Here is an 18,956-nt window from a genome sequence, read left to right as displayed (position 1 = left end):
ATTATTTATTGCTTAACTATCGTTACCATTAGGGGGCGGTTATGTTTATACACACTATAGGTATTGTCATCGTGCTCGTTATCTTGTTGATAGCCAGCATGTTCAGAGTTCTGCGCGAGTACGAGCGGGCAGTGGTGTTCTTCCTTGGGCGCTTTTATGGCGTTAAAGGGCCGGGCTTGATTATCATCATTCCTTTCATCCAACAAATTGTGAGAGTGGATCTACGAACTATCGTTTTGGATGTGCCAACACAAGATTTGATCACCAGAGATAATGTGTCTGTGAAGGTCAATGCTGTGGTCTATTTTCGAGTGCTCGATCCGAAGATGGCGATCAACAACGTAGAGAACTACCTCGAAGCGACAAGCCAACTGTCACAAACAACGTTACGTTCAGTATTAGGACAGCATGAGTTGGATGAACTGCTGTCTGAGCGAGAAGAGCTCAATCGAGACTTGCAATCGATACTGGATCAACACACCGATAACTGGGGGATTAAGATTGCTAATGTTGAGATTAAACATGTCGACCTTGATGACAGTATGGTGCGAGCGCTTGCTAAACAAGCCGAGGCGGAACGTTCTCGTCGAGCCAAGGTGATACATGCGACGGGTGAGTTAGAAGCATCGACCAAATTACGCGAAGCGGCCGAAGTGCTGAACCAAGCGCCTAACGCCATTCAATTGCGATATATGCAAACGCTAACCGAGGTGGCTAATGAAAGAACCTCCACCATCATTTTCCCAATGCCCATCGATTTAGTGGAGAAGATAACCGATCCGATCAAAGCGACGCTCAATGAGGCAGCGATTAAGAAAGCGATGAAAGTCGATGAGTGATTGGCTTGAATGAAAAGCAATAAAAAAGGCTCCACAGTTGTGGAGCCTTTTAATATTTGAATCGCTGGTTCGATTTATTGACCGCAGATTACTTTTGCGTAGCCGCTTTCATTGGCGTAACAAACTCAGCAAGTGCTTTAAGCATTGCTTCTGGTTGTTCAACGTTGTTTTCAATGATTTTCACAACTGCTGAGCCAGAGATAGCACCGGCAGCGCCAGCTACAATTGCTTCTTTCACTTGTTCAGGAGCCGAGATACCGAAACCAAGCAGTGCTGGTGGCGCATCAAACTTGTTCAAACGATCAAGTAGGGCAGTCACAGGCATGTTTGCTTTGGTTTCTGCACCCGTAACGCCAGCACGAGAAAGTAGGTAAGTGTAACCACCACCTAGCTCAGAAACCGATTGAAGCGTCTCATCACTTGCTGTTGGTGGAGCAATAAAGATTGGGTGAATACCAAACTTTTTAGCTGCAGCAACAAACTCGCCACTCTCGTTGGTTGGGACGTCAGCAATCAATACAGAGTCGATACCTGCATTCGCACAACGCTCGTAGAAGTTCTCGATACCACGTGCGTACACCAAGTTTGCGTACATCAGCAGGCCGATTGGCAACTCTGGGTATTTAGCACGAATTTGACCAATAAGATCAAAACACACATCTGGCGTGACTTTAGAATCTAAAGCGCGAATGTTCGCACCTTGGATTGTTGGACCATCAGCAAGAGGATCAGAGAATGGGATACCAAGCTCAAGTGCATCTGCACCCGCTTCAACCAAAGTTTCCATGATCTTAAGCGATTGCTCAGGGTTAGGATCGCCAACTGTTACGAATGGTACGAATGCGCCCTGATTCTTTTCAGCTAAGCGAGTGAAGAGTGATTGATAGCGATCCATTATAATGCTCCTTTCTCTTTAAGAATGTCGTGTACAGAGAAAATGTCTTTGTCACCACGGCCAGATAAGTTAACGACTAGTAGCTGTTCTTTCTCTGGATCGTCATGAGCCATTTTGATTGCATGAGCCAAAGCATGAGATGACTCTAGTGCAGCGATGATACCTTCGTTACGTGCGATAGCTTGGAAAGCTTCTAGAGCTTCGTCATCGGTCACGTTGTCGTATTCAGCACGGCCAATAGCATTTAGGTGTGCGTGTTGAGGACCAACTGATGGGAAATCTAGACCCGCAGATACAGAGTAAGACTCTTCTACTTGGCCGTTCTCATCTTGCATCAGTGGTGCTTTCATACCGAAGAAGATACCTGTTTTACCGTGCTTAAGCGGCGCGCCGTGTTGGTCGGTATCAATACCTTTACCAGCAGGCTCTACACCGATTAGGCGTACAGACTCTTCTTCAATGAAATCTGCGAACATACCGATAGCGTTTGAACCGCCGCCGACACAAGCGATAACTGCATCAGGAAGGCGACCTTCACGCGCTAGAATCTGGTTCTTCGTTTCTTCACCAATCATGCGTTGGAAATCACGAACAATCGTTGGGAATGGGTGAGGGCCTGCTGCAGTACCCAATAGGTAGTGCGCGTCTTCATAAGTTGCAGACCAGTCACGTAGCGCTTCGTTACACGCATCTTTTAGCGTTGAAGAGCCAGAATGAACAGGGATAACCTCTGCGCCCATTAGCTTCATACGGAACACGTTCGGGCTTTGACGTTCAACGTCTTTTGCACCCATGTAAACACGACACTTAAGACCTAATAGAGCACAAGCTAGAGCTGTTGCAACACCGTGTTGGCCTGCGCCAGTTTCAGCGATGATTTCCTGCTTGCCCATACGTTTTGCTAGCAATGCTTGACCAAGAACTTGGTTTGTCTTGTGAGCACCGCCGTGAAGTAGATCTTCACGCTTTAGGTACAGTTTTGTTTTTGTACCTTTTGTTAGGTTGCGTGCTAGCGTTAGTGCCGTTGGACGACCAGCGTACTCTTGAAGAAGCGTCATGAATTCGCTGCGGAACTCAGGATCGGCTTGTGCATCGATAAATGCTTGTTCAAGTTGGTCTAGTGCTGGCACTAGGATCTGCGGTACGTATTGACCACCGTATTCACCAAAGTAGGCATCGAGTTTAGCCATTGTGTTATTCCTTCAATTCTACTGATGTGTATTCACACCAAGTCATTTAATCTTGTTTGAGCTTCGCAAAAGGCAAAGCTCACAAATATGTTTTTAGTTTCTGCTTTCTAATTTCTAGCGCCGAGTTTGGACTAGTAATTACGAATCGCTTCAAAAGCGCGTTGCAGTTTGTCTGCGTCTTTTTTACCTGGAGCGGATTCAACGCCAGAGTTTAGGTCTAATCCTAAGCAGCCCAACTTAGCCGCTTGGTTAGCATTTTCTGGGTTTAGGCCACCCGCCAACATGATTGCGCTTTGGTTGTTGATTAGGCTCCAATCGAACACTTGGCCTGTACCCCCTGTTTGAGAACCCACTTTAGTATCTAGCAGGTGACGAGTCACGTTGCTTTCCAGTAATTCTGGTAGCGAGCTCTCTGAATCGGAAGAAACACCGTAAGCTTTCCAAATCTCAACGCTTTCAGGTAGTGACTGTTTTAGCTCATCGACATATGCTTGAGACTCATCACCGTGCAATTGCACAGCGAACAGGCCTAGCTCAGAAACCGTTTTCGCAACGTCAGTAACGCTATGGTTTTGGAACACACCCACGTAGTTCAAAGGTGCGCCGCTCATAGTCAAACGAGCCGCTTCGATATCCACATGACGCTTCGATGCTTCAACGAAAATCAGACCACCGAATACCGCACCAGCTTGATACGCTTTCGCTGCATCATCAGAGTGAGTTAAACCGCACACCTTGTTTTCACCCAGCGTGACTTTACGCACCGCAAGCTCAAGGTTCTTTTCTGCCATTAGAGAGCTACCGATTAGGAAGCCATCTGCAAACGTTGAAAGGTCACGAACTTGTTGATGTGTGTAGATGCCAGACTCTGAAATCACGACTGCGTTTGGAGCCAGTTCGCGAATCAGCGGCGCCAACTCTTTAGTACGGTTCAAATCAGTCGAAAGGTCACGTAAGTTACGGTTGTTAATGCCGATTACTTTCGCGTTTAGTGCGACTGCGCGGTGAAGTTCTTCTTCGTTGCTGACTTCGGTTAACACACCCATGTTGAGTGAGTGAGCGACTTCTGCCAGCGCTTTGTACTCTTCGTCATCCAATACCGATAGCATCAACAAGATAGCATCAGCTGAGTAATGACGAGCTAAGTAAACTTGGTAGGTATCAACCATGAAGTCTTTACACAGGATAGGCTGCTTAGCAATGCTGCGAACCTTAGGTAAAAACTCAAAGTCACCCTGGAAGTACTTCTCGTCTGTCAGCACTGAAATCGCGTTTGCGTGGTTGTTGTAAACCGACGCAATGTAGTCGAGGTCAAACTCGTCACGAATTAGACCTTTTGACGGAGATGCCTTTTTACATTCAGTGATGAAAACAGTTTGCTCTCCGCTAAGGGCATCATAAAAGCTGCGGTCTGTTGCAGTTAGTGACGCTTTAAACTCGTCTAATGGTTGAGTCTGCTTACGCGCTTCAACCCATTGGTATTTATCACGAACGATTTTTGCTAATACTTCCGCCATTTCAGCTTCTTTGACTGAAACGTGGGTCGACAGTTTATCGGTAGTCTGTGTCATGTTCTTTGTCTCAATTCGTCGTTCGTTAGGCGTGTGCAGCAAGCTTTTGTACAAGCTCGTACGCTTTGCCAGAGTTCATCGCGTCAATCGCTTGCTGAGCGTTGGCTTTTAGGTCTTCGTGACCAAACAGACGCATCAGTAGAGCAACGTTGACTGCCACTGCGCCAACTTGAGCATCAGTACCTTTACCCGTCAGGATATCAGTTGTGATGGCTTTGTTCTCTTCTGGCTCGCCGCCCTTGATCGCTTCAAGAGGGTGAGTGTTCAAACCAAAGTCAGCTGGAGTCACTGTGTACTCGAGAATCTCGCCATCTTTAATTTCAGCAACCATGGTCTCGCCATGAATAGCCACTTCATCTAGGCCGCTACCGTGAACAACAGCTGCACGCTTCATGCCCATTTGCAGCATGGTTTCTGCGATAGGGCGAACCAACTCTTTGCTGTAAACACCCATTAGCTCGATGTTAGGACGAGCAGGGTTAATCAGTGGACCAAGGATGTTGAAGATAGTGCGTGTTTTCATTGTTTGACGAACAGGCATCGCGTGACGTACACCAACGTGATACTGCGGAGCAAATAGGAATGCTACGCCAAGCTCATCAACAGCCGTACGTGTGTCTTCAGCTGTCATTGCTAAGTTGATACCGAACGAATCCAGTAGGTCAGAAGAACCTGATTTGCTCGATACGCTGCGGTTACCGTGCTTTGCGACTTTTAAGCCACACGCTGCTGCAACAAATGCAGAAGTCGTCGAAATATTAATGGTGTTGTGACCGTCGCCACCTGTACCTACGATGTCTGCGAAATCGTAATCAGGGCGCGGGAACGGGTTAGCATTCGCAAGTAGTGCTTTTGCTGCACCTGCAATCTCATCGGGCGTTTCGCCTTTGATTTTTAGTGCAGTTAGCGCTGAAGCCATCAAGATTGGGTCTAGTTCACCCTTGATGATCACATCAAATAACTGTTGGCTTTCTTCTTGAGTAAGAGACTGCTGTTCGTAAAGTTTATTAATCTGTTCCATGATCGTTTCCTATATCGTCTTTTTCTCAAGAGCCCATTCGATAGCGTTTGCTAGAAGCGTTGCACCGTAGGTCGTCATAATTGATTCAGGGTGGAATTGGAATCCACACACCTTGTCTTGTTCTTGAACCACTGACATCACCAAATCATCGACTTCAGCTGTCACCGTTAAGCTATCAGATACATGCGTTGCCACTAAAGAGTGGTAGCGAGCGATAGCCAGTGGCGAAGGTAAGCCTTGGTAAGTCGCATGGTTTTGGTGTTCCATCATCGACACCTTACCATGAATGATTTCGCCAGCGCCTGCAACGGTGCCGCCATAGGCTTCAACAATTGCTTGGTGGCCTAAGCAAATACCAATCATTGGCACTTTACCTTTTAGAAGCTGAATCAGCTCTGGCATACAGCCCGCATCTGCTGGAGCGCCAGGGCCTGGCGAAAGCAGTGCAACAGGGTTGTCTAGTTCGTTGATCGCCGCTTCAACAACCTTTGCCGGAATGTTGTTACGGTAAATCTTTACGCTGTGACCTAATGAACGAAACTGGTCTACAAGGTTGTATGTGAATGAGTCGAAGTTATCGATGAATACAATATCAGCCATGATTACGACTCCTTCTTATTTGTTAGGTTTTTAGTATGTGCAGCTTGAATCGCAGAGATAACCGCTTGTGCTTTGCCGCGAGTTTCATCGGCTTCTGCTTGTGGGTCTGAATCGAAAACTACACCAGCGCCAGCTTGTACTTGTGCCACGCCATCTTCAACGTAAGCAGAGCGAATTACGATACAAGTATCTAGAGTCCCTTCACCGGTTAGGTAACCGACTGCACCACCGTAGCTACCACGACGCGTTTTTTCTACGTCACGAATAAGCTGCATTGCGCGGATTTTTGGTGCGCCCGTTAGCGTACCCATGTTCATACAAGCTTGGTAAGCGTGTAGAGCATCTAAGTCTTCACGCAGCTGACCAACAACACGAGAAACTAAGTGCATTACATGGCTGTAGCGGTCAACTTTTAGCAAGTCTGCTACGTGGCGAGTGCCAGCTTCGGCAATACGCGCAACATCGTTACGTGCTAGGTCGACTAGCATCATGTGCTCGGCGTTTTCTTTCTTGTCGGTACGCAGTTCAAGTTCGATACGGCTGTCTAGGTCGAAATCGATTTGACCGTCAGGGCGCTTACCACGACGACGAGTACCAGCAATTGGGTAAATCTCGATTTGGTTGGTTTCGGTCTCGTATTTCAGCGCGCTTTCTGGAGATGCACCGAACAGAGTAAACAGCTCATCTTGCATGTAGAACATGTAAGGGCTTGGGTTACTTTGTTTGAGTTCTTTATAAGCTGCCAGTGGAGCAGGGCAAGGTAGAGTGAAGCGGCGTGAAGGTACCACTTGGAACACGTCACCTTTAACAACGTACTCTTTTAAATCACGAACTGTTTGGCAGAAGTCTTCATCTGAAACGCTTGGTACTGCTTCAACGTTGTCTAACGGCGTTACTTCTGTGATGGCTTTCAGTGACTGACATTGAGTTTGAATGTCGGCTAGACGGTCAGTTAATTGTGCTTTGATGTTGTCATCTTGAGCGAACAAGCTCGCGTGAAGTAGGCCTTCGTTCTCTTGGTGATCGAAACGTAATAGTGTTTCAGCTACGTAGAATACAAAGTCAGGACAATTGTTGGTTGCTTCAGTATCACCGAGTGGCTCAAAGTTTGCCACGATGTCGTAAGCGAATAGACCCGCCATGAATAGCGCGTGTTTGTTATCAGCGTCTTGCTCAAAGCTGTGCTGAACTAAACGTAGAGCATCGAATGAAGACGCTTCTCTTAAGCGTGAGTCTTCGTCTAATTCGTTGCTTGGCTCGATAAAAGTTAGCGTCAAAACGTTATCAGTAAGGTCAGATTTAATTTCTGCTTTCACGTTTTGAGTGAGATGTTCGATAAGCGCTTGACCGTTTTCAGTCAATGCTTGAAAGGTTACTTCATGTCCGCGACATACGATGCGAACAGCAGAGTCGATAAGGAGTAGGCTTGTCAGGTTCTGTTTAGATTCAATCTCGGCAGATTCCAACAAAAGACTATCAGTTTTGTTTTCACACAAAGTATGAAAAACGCTGGTTGGATCTTGCGAGTAAGGAACTGAAGAATTGATGACCTCAATGGTTCCCAGCTTTTTGATTTCAATGGCCTTGTTCACAAGACCTCCTTTATGATTCTTTAAATTTCCTGCCGTACATAGTCGCATAAAGATACCTTTCACCCAATCTAGAATATGGTCAATTCGATGATTTGTTAGTCAGTTGAATGTGAGATGTTCGACAAATTAAAAAGCCCGCTATTAAAGCGGGCTTAGTGATAACTTTTTTATAAACAAACTGTTTAACTAGAAGTACACGTTAGCCCACCAAGAACTTGTCCAAGTGCGCCACCAATTAAGCTCTGAACTTGCTTCTACTGAAGAAAGTTCTAAAACTTTATCTTTATGGTTTTGGTTAAATTCTTGTAACATGGTGAACCTATCAAATGTGATACTTCGTATTTGTGTACTAGTTAACTAGTTTTGCGCTTGCAGGTCAAGTGTGTTGACACAAATATAACGATAAAAATTGAAAACAATGAAAAAGAATATATGAGAATTGATCTACATAGTCATACAACAGCCTCAGATGGCCGACTTACTCCACCTGAGCTAATTGACCGAGCGCTTGGCTTTAACATCGAAGCGCTAGCGATTACAGATCATGACACGACTGATGGGCTTGCTGAAGCACGCAACTATATTGCTGATAACAACCTTCCTATTCAGCTGATCAACGGCATTGAGATTTCGACTGTTTGGCAAAACAAAGATATCCATATTGTTGGGTTAAACGTTGATCCTGAATCACCAGAGCTTAAAGCGCTCATTGAGCAACAGAAGCAACACCGTATTGGACGTGCAGAGATGATTGCTCAACGCCTTGAGAAAGCGACTCGTGAAGGGGTGCTAGAAGAAGTTAAATTGATTGCGGGTGATGCGCCTATTACTCGCGCTCACTTTGCTAAGTGGTTAGTCGACAACGGCTACGCAAAAACCATGCAGCAGGTGTTTAAAAAGTTTCTTACTCGCAATAACCCAGGTTATGTGCCGCCTACGTGGTGTTCAATGAGTGATGCTGTCACGGCTATCCATGCTGCTGGTGGACAAGCCGTGCTCGCTCACCCTGGGCGATATGGCCTTACAGCCAAGTGGGTTAAGCGCCTGCTAGCGGCATTTGTTGAAGCGAAAGGGGATGCGATGGAAGTTGCTCAACCTCAGCAAGCGCAACAAGAAAGACGCACACTCGCGGATTATGCTATACAATACAAACTATTAGCCTCCCAAGGCAGTGATTTCCATTACCCATCTCCGTGGATGGAACTTGGACGCAATCTCTGGCTACCTTCTGGGGTCGAAGAAGTATGGAAAGATTGGGAGTTTCAAACGGTTTCACTATCTGAATAGTCTTTAGGTGAGCCAGCTCCTTCTGATGATAGAGTCGAGAGATTCGATAACGAGGATCAACAATGAGCCAGTTTTTTTATGTACACCCAGATAACCCACAAGCACGCTTAATTACTCAAGCGGTTGCGATTATTCGCAATGGCGGCGTTGTGGTTTATCCAACAGATTCCGGTTATGCGCTGGGCTGTCAGCTTGAAAACAAACAAGCACTTGAACGTATCTGTAAAATTCGTCGCATCGATGACAAGCATAACTTCACGTTGTTATGTCGTGATCTTTCTGAATTATCACTGTATGCACGCGTCGATAACGTGGCTTTCCGTCTACTGAAAGCACATACACCAGGTGCTTACACGTTTATCTTTAAAGCAACCAAAGAAGTGCCAAAGCGTTTGATGAACGCCAAGCGTAAAACGATTGGTATTCGTGTCCCAGACAACAAGATTGCACTCGACCTGTTGGAAGCTATGGGTGAACCATTGATGTCGACGTCTTTGATTCTGCCGGGTAACGAGACTACGGAGTCGGATCCAGAAGAAATTCGTGACAGCCTAGAACATGCGGTTGATGTGATTTTGAATGGCGGTTACTTAGGTGAGCAACCGACGACGGTTATTGACTTCAGTGACGATGATGCCGTGGTTCTACGTCGTGGTGCGGGCGATCCTGCGCCGTTTGAATAATCGCTTTACTGATTAACAGTCTGTAACGATACAGCAAACCTGCCACAGTAAATAACAAGTGCTTTTTGGCAGGTTATTTGCGATAATACGCGACCGCGATTTGGTCGCGAAAAATTCATTCGACGTCTGTGAAGACGACAATTAGGTAGAAAAGAGTAAATGAGCGAAAAATTACAGAAGGTTTTAGCGCGAGCTGGTCACGGTTCTCGTCGTGAACTAGAAGGTTTAATCAAATCTGGTCGTGTAAGTGTTAACGGTCAAGTTGCGAAACTGGGCGAGCGTCTTGAAGACGAGAACTCAGTGATCCGTATCGATGGCCATACTGTTTCAGGCAAGGCTTCTGAAGAAGTGGTTTGTCGTGTACTTGCTTACTACAAACCTGAAGGTGAGCTTTGTACTCGTCATGATCCTGAAGGCCGCCGTACTGTTTTCGATCGTCTACCTAAGATCCGTGGTTCTCGTTGGATTTCAGTTGGTCGTCTTGATGCAAACACATCAGGCCTTTTGCTTTTCACTACTGATGGTGAGCTTGCAAACCGTCTAATGCACCCAAGCCGTCAGGTTGAGCGTGAGTACCTAGTACGTGTATTCGGTGAAGTGACTGAGCAAAAAGTTAAAAACGTTACTCGTGGCGTACAACTAGAAGACGGCATGGCTCGTTTTGAAGATGTGGTTTACGCTGGCGGTGAAGGTATGAACCATACTTTCTACGTAGCGATTAACGAAGGTCGTAACCGTGAGGTTCGTCGTCTTTGGGAATCTCAAGAAACGACAGTAAGCCGCTTGAAACGTGTACGTTACGGTGATATCTACCTTGATAAGAAACTGCCTCGTGGCGGTTGGAAAGAGCTAGATCTTCAAGAAGTTAACTACCTGCGTGAGCTTGTTGAGCTTAAGCCTGAGAAAGAGACGCTGTTGGATCTTGATCCTTCAAACACTTCTCGTAAGCGTGAGCGTTCTCGTAGCCAAAAAATTCGTCGTGCTGTTAAGCGTCACGAAGAGCGTGCAAACGCACCAAAAGGCCGTAGCAACCAAACTAAACGCAAGAAGCCTGCAACTCGCGGTACTACAACACCTGATTCAGGTCGTAGCGCTCCAGCTGCAAACAAAGGCAAGCCTCAGGCTAACAAAAGTAAGCCTAAACTGAACAACGGTCGTCCGGCTAAACCAGCTAAGCCAAGAACACGTCAGTAGTTACTACAGTTCTTAAGCTTAAAGCTTCATTAGCTAAAAGCACTGAATACTAAAAAACCTGCTCATTGAGCAGGTTTTTTTACGTCTAGAAGAAATAAAAGATGCGAGATACGAGTAACCGAGTATCGAAAACATACTGCCATAATCGGCAGTAAGCATGCTCTTCGCATCTCTTATCTCATTTACGCGCACCTATAAATCTTTTCGTATCTCGTTCTATTTACTTATGATTCGAGAAGTTATCGCCTTTCGCCAGTCGGTCGTAAAGCACAACATTCACTGATGCCGCTAGATTCATGCAGCCGTTAGTCGGAACGTAAATCGTCTCACGACAGAAATCTGTGATCTCTTTCTTTAGCGTGCCATCTTCTGGGCCAAAAATGTAAAACGCGCGTGGTGGGTGTTTGTAATCAGGTAGAGGCTTAGCACCTTCAATCAGATCAACAGCAACCGGCACGCAGCCTACTGGAATAATATCTTTCAGCTCCTCAACACCAATTAAAGGTAGGGCTAGGTGCTTTTCTTTGGTGTCGGTATGGAATTTTCGCGCATGGTCGTAGCGTGTGCCAGTGTAAAACACAGAGTTGGCGCCGTAGCAGCCAGCAGCTCGCATCACAGAGCCTACGTTTTCAGGCGTCTTTGGGTTAACTAGGCCAATGCAGGCATAGCCTTTTGATTGTGTGTCTGTTTTTGCTTTGGTCATAATCAGTGAATCTAAAGTTGATGATGAAAGTGAGTAATCACGATGAGAAATGGCGTAATAAAAATAGCCGAGCAATCGGCTCGGCTAACTTTTAACTCGCTTACATGAATACTTGTTTACTCATGCAGATGAGCGTCAACAGCGGTATTAGTCGCGTTTCCACAGCATGTGACAGAACTTATGTTCTGGGTCACGGCTGATTAGCATGCGAGCAAATACGTCGTCTAGAACGTCATCAGCTTCATTCACAAGACCAATGCGCACTTCAGCGTAGATTTCTTTGTCGACGTCAAAGCCAACATGTTCAACCCAATCATCGCCAGTTTCAACAAGTTCTGCAGCGCCGCGATCTTCAAACTGAGCTGTGAATAGAATCACGTCTGCAGGTTCAAGATTGTCAGGTGCCATCTCTAGAAAGATGTCGTATGCAGTATCAATTGCATCGTCGTAAGACATTAGGTCGTTAGCTTCGGTCATAATAAGTATCTTAGCTTGCGCGGTTCATGTATTTACGTTCAGCTGTGTTCACAACAACTTTGTCGCCAGTTGCGATGTACTCAGGAACTTGAACAGTAAGGCCTGTAGACAGACGAGCTGGCTTAGTACGAGCAGACGCTGATGCACCTTTGATTGAAGGGTCAGTTTCTTCGATAACAAGCTCAACTGAAGTTGGTAGCTCAAGTGTTGCTGCATTGCCGTCGATAAGAATCGCGTACATGCCTTGAGTTTCTTCGTTGATGAACAGTAGTTCGTCTTCGATTGTTTCACCGTTGAAGATGAATTGTGTGTAATCTTCGTTATCCATGAAGATGTACTCGTTGCCGTCAACGTAAGAGAACATTACTGCACGCTTAGTTACGTCGATAGTTTCAACGATTTCGTCAGCCTTGTGGCGAACTTCAGTTTTAACGCCAGTTGCTACATCGCTACCACGGAAGCGGTAAATCTTTTGACCGCCGCGGCCACCCGGTGTTGTTACTTCGATATCTTTAACTAGTACTGTTTTACCATCAACGTCGATCGCAAAACCTTTTTTAATTTCACTTGCTCTAGGCATTTTGTGTTTGTCCTTAGTGGGTCTATCCGCTGATTATATCTCGGAGATGCTATAAATAGGAATAGCTTGAATCATAAAGTCACCTAGGCGATCATAGAGTTATAGTTAAATCATTATTTTATTTACCGAAACGACCTATGCAGCTACCTGTTATTGACCCAACGCAGCCTTTTCAACCTGAATTTCAACCTGTGGTTAACGATCTGATTACCTTTCTAAAAGGTGGATTAGGATCTAATCTGCACAGTATTTATATTTATGGCAGTGTGGCTCGTAAGCAAGCCGTCGTTGGTCGCTCCAATCTAGATGTGGTTGTGGTGACCCATAGACCGTTTCCTGACCAACGAACCACTTTGTTGAACACCATCAAATGGCGTTTCCAAAAGAGCTTCCCGCAGGTAACTCAAGTTGCAATCAAAACCACCTTAGTGAGTGAGATAGTCGATTTCGACAATATCTTCACTTGGGGTTTTATGCTCAAGCATTTAGCCGTGTGTGTGCATGGTGAGGACTTATCGGATTGCTATGGTGATTTTGAAACAAGTTGGGAAATTGCTAAGCATTGGAACATGGATGCTGAAAACTGGTTAGCGGTGTATCGCAATAAGATCGCCCGAGCGACAACGCCAGAACAGCAAGTCGCTGCGCAGGTGATTATCGCCAAGAAGCTTTTGCGAGCGAGTTACTCTTTGGTGATGTACCGCGATAAATATTGGTTCGATGACCCAATAGAGTGTGGCCAGCAATTTTTGAAGTATCATCCAGATCGAGAAGTCGAAATCCAAAGGTTGGGCATTTTGCTTTCTGGTAGACCAATCCCTAAACGTTCGGTGATCGGTATTCTTGATGGTTTTGGCGAGTGGTTGATTAAGCAGTATCAGAAAACCGAGTTCAGAATCGGATAGAGATTTATGACCGATCAATTGATACAAAAAAGCAGAGCGTGCTGAAGAGCATATCTCTGCTTTTTTCGTTTAAAGAGTATATTGAATATAGTGCTAGAACAGACCCAACTGCTGCCCACTGACTCTTTCAAAATCTAAACCGATGAAGGGTAGGATTGCCTCTGCTACGGGTTTAATCTGCTTGTCGATGTAGTGCTGATAATCGATACCACTCTTTAAATACTCCTTGGGCTCAGGGCCACTCAGAGTAATCAAATACTCAATGCGTCCTTTGTTTTGGTATTGAAGAGGACGTCCTAACTGAGCATTGATCTCGTCGGCCATTCGAGCTGCGCGAACCTGCGGCGGAATGTTCTTTTGGTATTCGTGTAATTTGCGGCGTAAACGTTTTTGATACACTAACAAATCATCATGCTTGCCAGCAGAGGTTTCATCGACAAACTGTCTGACGTAGTCGGTTGGATCTTGATCGTGAAACACCATCTCATACAAGGTTTGTTGGAATTGCTGTGCGAGAGGTGTCCAATCGGTGCGTGCACTCTCTAGTCCTTTAAAGATGATCTTCTCTTTCTCACCTTGAGTGATTAAGCCGGCATAACGTTTCTTTGAGCCGGTTTCTGAACCTCTAATGGTCGGCATTAGAAATTTGCGATAGTGAGTTTCGTATTCCAATTCAAGTATTGAGGTTAGGTTGTGGGTCTCTTTTAAGTGATTCGTCCACCAATCGTTGATGTAAGCGACCAGTTCATTCCCTATCTCGTCTGCTTTTTGCTGGTCATAACTGCCGTTTAGAGACACGAAGGTTGAATCGGTATCGCCGTAAATCACTTGATAGCCTTTGTCTTCGATCAGAACTTTAGTCTGCTTCATGATTTCATGCCCGCGCATGGTAATTGAAGACGCTAACCGGGTATCGAAGAAACGACAACCAGACGAACCTAACACACCATAGAATGAGTTCATGATGATCTTAATCGCCTGAGAGAACGCCTTCTCGTTGTTCTTCTTCGCCACATCACGTGCAGCCCAGAGGTTTTCAATCATCTCTGGCAAGAAGTGTTTAGAGCGGTGGAATTGCCCACCTCGAAAGCCATCAACGGCTTGGTCTTCTGCTGGGCCTAGTTCAAGCTTCAACCCTTCAATAAGCCCCATAGGGTCAATCAGAAACGAGCGAATGATCGATGGATACAGGCTCTTAAAGTCGAGTACCAATACCGAGTCGTACAGATTGGGAATTGAATCCATTACGTAGCCGCCGGGGCTAGCGATCCAATTCTCTGGCTCTAAGTTCGGTGCGACATAACCCGCTCTGTGGATTTGAGGTAAATATAAATTGGTAAATGCTGCAACAGAGCCGCCAACACGGTCTAGCTCAACACCGGTTAATCGAGAGCGCTCAATCGCGAAGTCGAGTAGGTGAGTGTGTTCGAAGATGCGGTTTACTAGCACGCAGTCTTGAAGGTTGTACTTGGCGAGCGAAGGTTTATCAAACTTAAACATTCGGTTTATCTCATCCATACGGTCGTGAACGTTATGGATGTCTTTGCCTTCACCAAGCAGTTCTTGTGATACCGATTCAAGCGACCAAGAACGGAAGTGGTAGGTCGCTGTCTTGAGCATATCAATACCATCCAAGACAACGCGCCCAGGAATCGTGATAAAACCTTGCTGATTTTGCGCAGAACTGCGGAAAAAGCTCGGTTGGTTGTCTCTGCCGATGTTGAGCTTCACTTCGTTCCATTCTGAACGTTTGTGCAGTAGCCTAAAATCGAAGTCGATAACGTTCCAACCAATGATGATGTCAGGATCAAATTCAGAGAACCAAGCTATCATTGCTTCGAGTAGCGCTTTCTCGTTGGCAACCCATTGGATATTGGTTTCAGCTTGTTGCGCTTCGCCGACCATGATCACTCGGCTGTCCATCGGACTGTCTAGGCCGATTGAATAAAGCACGCCTTTTTCCGAACACTCAATATCAAGCGAGACCACAGATAGACTGGGTAAGTAATCACCTGCTCGGCATTTTGCGTTTGAGACTCGACGGTGCTGATTTTTTTGCACAGCAGATCCGGTGAACTCAATACTTCCCTTGATAAAACGTTCCATTAAGAATCGATCGGCGAGTCGAATATCACTTTCAAAGGTTTGGATTTCTTCATTGTGAAAGGCTTGCGCTAAACCAAAGCTGCTTCTCGACAGTGAGGTGTAACACGCGGCGAGAGGTGTTTGCTCGAATGTGGCTAATTCTAGAGGCTTAAATTGGCAATCGATCGATTCTTTCGCTGCGATTGCCTGGCATGCTTCAACGTCAGATTGAGCAACAAAAAATACCGGTTTTTCATTTTGAATCGTCAGCAGAGTAGGGCCTTGAGGGGTGCTTAACCACAAGTCGATTTGTGTGCGCCCTGAAAAATCTCTTGCTTGTCTTGTGAGTACAAAGCCTTGCTGAATATCCAATGTAGTAACCTATTGAAATGGGGAATCGAATACTACCATCTAGCGACCCTCAGCGCACAATAGGCAGTAAAAATACTAACTAAATTCTAGTTAGTAGAGGCGAATAACGGGACTCTATAAGCAAATAAGTGAAATTGTCGCGAATGGTTATTCAATGGTATTGAAAATATCTCTATCTTATGTAATTTTATTGGGTGTTGTTTTAACTGGTTGATTTTTAGAAAAAGCTTGTTGTTTTAGTTAGCTTATTTGTTAATAAGTACTTGCTAAAGTTCGTGTTTCAGCACATATTCAACAGAGCTTTTTTTTAGTAATTAAGTTAAGATGTACTCAATGCTGCGATCCACTGTTCCTTTGTTCAATTGTTTCAAACAGATGAAACGACACAGTGGTTGCAGAGCCAATTAATAGTGTGGAGATACAAGTTTGATAAATGTTTTCCTTGTAGATGATCACGAGCTGGTTCGCACAGGGATACGACGTATTATTGAAGACGTCCGTGGAATGAACGTAGCAGGGGAAGCTGAAAGCGGTGAAGATGCTGCAAAATGGTGTCGTACTAACAATACTGACGTTATTTTGATGGATATGAATATGCCTGGTATTGGTGGCTTAGAAGCAACCAAGAAAATCTTGCGTTTCAACCCTGATGTTAAAATCATCGTTTTAACTGTTCATACGGAAAATCCGTTTCCAACTAAAGTGATGCAAGCTGGAGCTGCTGGTTACCTTACTAAAGGGGCAGGTCCGGATGAAATGGTAAATGCAATTCGAGTGGTTAATAGTGGCCAACGATACATTTCACCAGAAATTGCGCAGCAGATGGCTTTGAGCCAATTCTCGCCTGCGTCTGAAAATCCATTCGCAGACTTATCTGAACGTGAACTTCAAATCATGATGATGATTACCAAAGGTCAGAAAGTGACGGATATTTCAGAACAACTCAATCTAAGTCCTAAAACAGTCAACAGTTACCGTTACCGCTTGTTCAGTAAGCTGGATATCAGTGGCGATGTAGAGCTGACGCATTTAGCGATTAGACATGGAATGTTAGACACTGAGACCCTTTAACACTGAGATCGTATAGTGACCAACTTGTTTGACTCAGTCTCATTCCTCAAGACAGTAACAGAGCAGCCCGGCGTTTATCGAATGTATAACGCCGAGGCTGTCGTTATTTACGTCGGTAAAGCTAAGAACCTCAAAAAACGCCTTTCCAGTTATTTCCGTAAAAAAGTCGATAGTGAAAAAACACGCGCTCTAGTCAGTAATATTGACAAGATCGACGTCACTGTAACTCACACGGAAACAGAAGCGCTCATTCTTGAGCACAACTACATCAAGCAGTACTTGCCTAAATACAACGTACTTTTGCGTGATGATAAGTCGTACCCTTATATTTTTATTAGCGGTCACAAGCATCCTCGTTTGTCGATGCATCGTGGTGCTAAGAAGAAAAAGGGCGAATACTTTGGTCCTTATCCTGATTCCGGCGCTGTGCGTGAGACGTTACACCTAATCCAAAAGATTTTCCCTGCCCGCCAGTGTGAAGATACCGTTTATGCCAACAGAACACGTCCATGCTTGATGTATCAAATTGGTCGTTGTGCCGCGCCTTGTGTCAGCTCAATCATCTCTGATGAAGAGTACAGCGAGCTTATCGACTATGTTCGTCTGTTCCTGCAAGGTAAAGACAAGCTGGTGCTAGAGACGCTCATCGAGAAGATGGACACGGCTAGCCGAGACCTTCGCTTTGAACAAGCAGCTGCTTTCCGCGATCAAATCCAAGCGATTCGACGTGTGCAAGAGCAACAGTATGTATCTGACGACTCCATGGAAGATATGGATGTGTTGGGCTTTGCTCAAGAGAATGGCGTAGCGTGTATTCATATCTTGATGATTCGCCAAGGCAAGGTTTTAGGCAGCAGAAGTCATTTCCCAAAAATTCCAAACAATACGGTGCGAGAAGAGGTCTTCTCGAGCTTTTTAAGCCAATACTATCTTGCGCATAATGAAGCGAGAACCATCCCAACTCGTTTGATTCTCAATGCCGATTTGATGGAAGATGTCACACCGATTCAAGAAGCCTTGTGTGAAGTGGCGGGTCGTAAGATTCACTTCAATACCAACCCCTCTGGTACTCGAGGTCGTTACCTTAAATTGTCGAATACCAATGCATTGACGGCTATTACTACCAAGATTAATCACAAGATGACAATTAATCAGCGCTTCAAAGAGCTTCAAGAAGTGTTGTCGATGGATGCTATCAAGCGCATGGAATGTTTCGATATCAGTCATACCATGGGTGAAAGTACGATTGCGTCGTGTGTGGTATTCAATCAAGAAGGCCCGGTTAAACCAGAGTACCGTCGTTACAACATCACCGGCATTACAGGTGGTGATGATTACGCTGCGATGGCTCAGGCGCTTGAGAGACGTTATTCGAAGCAACTCGATGTCGACAAGATCCCCGACATCATCTTTATCGATGGTGGTAAAGGTCAGCTAAACCGCGCTCATGAGATCATTTCTAAATATTGGGGAGATTGGCCGTTTAGGCCAAGAATGATGGGTATTGCGAAAGGGGTAACGCGTAAACCGGGTTTAGAAACTTTGGTAACCCTTGAAGGTGAAGAGTTTAATTTACCTAGCGATGCGCCAGCACTGCACCTTATCCAACACATTCGTGATGAAAGCCATAATCATGCGATTGCAGGGCACAGGGCGAAACGTGGTAAAACGCGCAGAACCAGTGCTTTGGAAGGAATTGAAGGGGTAGGGCCTAAACGTCGTCAAGCTTTGCTGAAATATATGGGTGGCTTACAAGAACTTAAGCGTGCAACTGTCGAAGAAATAGCCAAAGTGCCGGGCATTAGTCATTCTTTGGCAGAAAACATTTATCAAGCATTGAAACAATAGTAAAAATCCCGCACCATTAAAGCGCAATTAATAAGAGCCCAAT

At 45.3% G+C, this 18,956-nt stretch carries 18 protein-coding genes and 1 other annotated feature; of the genes, 7 read left to right on the top strand and 11 right to left on the bottom strand.

All coding sequences use genetic code 11. The features are described 5' to 3' along the window. The first annotated feature begins 41 nt into the window (after positions 1–41). Positions 42–839 (top strand): slipin family protein, encoded by a 798-nt coding sequence (locus tag MSG34_RS06745; protein WP_248336785.1) that lies wholly within the window; start codon positions 42–44, stop codon positions 837–839. A gap of 88 nt (positions 840–927) precedes the next feature. Here MSG34_RS06745 and trpA read toward each other — a convergent pair whose 3' ends face one another. From trpA to MSG34_RS06710, 7 genes are all read right to left on the bottom strand, one after another. Continuing rightward, positions 928–1,734, bottom strand: a complete 807-nt coding sequence (gene trpA / locus MSG34_RS06740) for a tryptophan synthase subunit alpha (protein ID WP_048607245.1) — start codon at positions 1,732–1,734, stop codon at positions 928–930. Further along, positions 1,734–2,924 (bottom strand): tryptophan synthase subunit beta, encoded by a 1,191-nt coding sequence (gene trpB, locus MSG34_RS06735; RefSeq protein WP_048613233.1) that lies wholly within the window; start codon positions 2,922–2,924, stop codon positions 1,734–1,736. The genes trpA and trpB overlap by 1 nt, the downstream gene beginning before the upstream one ends. A 131-nt stretch (positions 2,925–3,055) precedes the next feature. After that, the gene (gene trpCF, locus MSG34_RS06730; protein ID WP_248336783.1) at positions 3,056–4,495 is read right to left on the bottom strand and encodes a bifunctional indole-3-glycerol-phosphate synthase TrpC/phosphoribosylanthranilate isomerase TrpF; all 1,440 of its coding nucleotides are present in this window, start codon (positions 4,493–4,495) and stop codon (positions 3,056–3,058) included. 25 nt (positions 4,496–4,520) lie between these two features. After that, entirely contained in the window at positions 4,521–5,516 is a 996-nt protein-coding gene (trpD, locus tag MSG34_RS06725) for an anthranilate phosphoribosyltransferase (RefSeq protein WP_248336781.1), read from the bottom strand. 9 nt (positions 5,517–5,525) lie between these two features. Continuing rightward, a complete protein-coding gene (locus tag MSG34_RS06720) occupies positions 5,526–6,116 on the bottom strand; it encodes an aminodeoxychorismate/anthranilate synthase component II (protein WP_010438041.1) in 591 nt (196 codons plus the stop codon). Between the two features lie 2 nt (positions 6,117–6,118). Further along, positions 6,119–7,708 (bottom strand): anthranilate synthase component 1, encoded by a 1,590-nt coding sequence (locus MSG34_RS06715; RefSeq protein ID WP_248336779.1) that lies wholly within the window; start codon positions 7,706–7,708, stop codon positions 6,119–6,121. A 125-nt stretch (positions 7,709–7,833) separates the two neighbouring features. Further along, positions 7,834–7,948, bottom strand: a sequence feature (Trp leader region). Continuing rightward, a complete protein-coding gene (locus MSG34_RS06710; protein WP_009848753.1) occupies positions 7,895–8,020 on the bottom strand; it encodes a trp operon leader peptide in 126 nt (41 codons plus the stop codon). Its footprint overlaps the feature before it by 54 nt. 120 nt (positions 8,021–8,140) lie before the next feature. Here MSG34_RS06710 and MSG34_RS06705 point away from each other — a divergent pair, with 120 nt between their 5' ends. From MSG34_RS06705 to rluB, 3 genes are all read left to right on the top strand, one after another. Further along, the gene (locus MSG34_RS06705; protein ID WP_248336777.1) at positions 8,141–8,995 is read left to right on the top strand and encodes a PHP domain-containing protein; all 855 of its coding nucleotides are present in this window, start codon (positions 8,141–8,143) and stop codon (positions 8,993–8,995) included. Positions 8,996–9,057: 62 nt separating this feature from the next. Next, positions 9,058–9,678, top strand: a complete 621-nt coding sequence (locus MSG34_RS06700) for an L-threonylcarbamoyladenylate synthase (protein ID WP_009848751.1) — start codon at positions 9,058–9,060, stop codon at positions 9,676–9,678. 159 nt (positions 9,679–9,837) lie between these two features. Further along, positions 9,838–10,872: a 23S rRNA pseudouridine(2605) synthase RluB gene (gene rluB / locus MSG34_RS06695; protein ID WP_017055112.1), complete on the top strand. Its 1,035-nt coding sequence runs from the start codon at positions 9,838–9,840 to the stop codon at positions 10,870–10,872. Positions 10,873–11,092: 220 nt separating this feature from the next. Here the strand turns inward: rluB and MSG34_RS06690 are convergent, their stop codons facing one another. From MSG34_RS06690 to yeiP, 3 genes are all read right to left on the bottom strand, one after another. After that, positions 11,093–11,575, bottom strand: coding sequence for an RNA methyltransferase (locus MSG34_RS06690; protein WP_017061495.1), 483 nt, complete (start codon positions 11,573–11,575; stop codon positions 11,093–11,095). Between the two features lie 147 nt (positions 11,576–11,722). Beyond that, positions 11,723–12,052: an HI1450 family dsDNA-mimic protein gene (locus tag MSG34_RS06685; protein ID WP_248336775.1), complete on the bottom strand. Its 330-nt coding sequence runs from the start codon at positions 12,050–12,052 to the stop codon at positions 11,723–11,725. 10 nt (positions 12,053–12,062) lie between these two features. After that, positions 12,063–12,632 (bottom strand): elongation factor P-like protein YeiP, encoded by a 570-nt coding sequence (gene yeiP, locus MSG34_RS06680; RefSeq protein WP_050651475.1) that lies wholly within the window; start codon positions 12,630–12,632, stop codon positions 12,063–12,065. A 137-nt stretch (positions 12,633–12,769) separates the two neighbouring features. Between yeiP and MSG34_RS06675 the strand changes: the two genes are divergently transcribed. Beyond that, positions 12,770–13,537, top strand: a complete 768-nt coding sequence (locus tag MSG34_RS06675) for a nucleotidyltransferase (RefSeq protein WP_050651474.1) — start codon at positions 12,770–12,772, stop codon at positions 13,535–13,537. A 93-nt stretch (positions 13,538–13,630) separates the two neighbouring features. Here MSG34_RS06675 and MSG34_RS06670 read toward each other — a convergent pair whose 3' ends face one another. Further along, the gene (locus MSG34_RS06670) at positions 13,631–15,994 is read right to left on the bottom strand and encodes a DNA polymerase II (RefSeq protein ID WP_248336773.1); all 2,364 of its coding nucleotides are present in this window, start codon (positions 15,992–15,994) and stop codon (positions 13,631–13,633) included. A 426-nt stretch (positions 15,995–16,420) separates the two neighbouring features. On the opposite strand from MSG34_RS06670, the gene uvrY reads away from it, so the two are divergent. Together uvrY and uvrC are read left to right on the top strand one after the other, a co-directional pair. Beyond that, a complete protein-coding gene (gene uvrY / locus MSG34_RS06665; RefSeq protein WP_004729778.1) occupies positions 16,421–17,065 on the top strand; it encodes a UvrY/SirA/GacA family response regulator transcription factor in 645 nt (214 codons plus the stop codon). A gap of 15 nt (positions 17,066–17,080) precedes the next feature. Next, complete coding sequence (gene uvrC, locus MSG34_RS06660; protein WP_248336771.1) at positions 17,081–18,913, top strand: excinuclease ABC subunit UvrC; 1,833 nt, start codon at positions 17,081–17,083, stop codon at positions 18,911–18,913. The last annotated feature ends 43 nt before the right edge of the window (positions 18,914–18,956 follow it).

The sequence above is a fragment of the Vibrio sp. 1CM2L genome (genome assembly GCF_023161695.1).
GTDB lineage: Bacteria > Pseudomonadota > Gammaproteobacteria > Enterobacterales > Vibrionaceae > Vibrio > Vibrio coralliirubri.
This window is presented reverse-complemented; position numbering and strand designations above follow the sequence as displayed.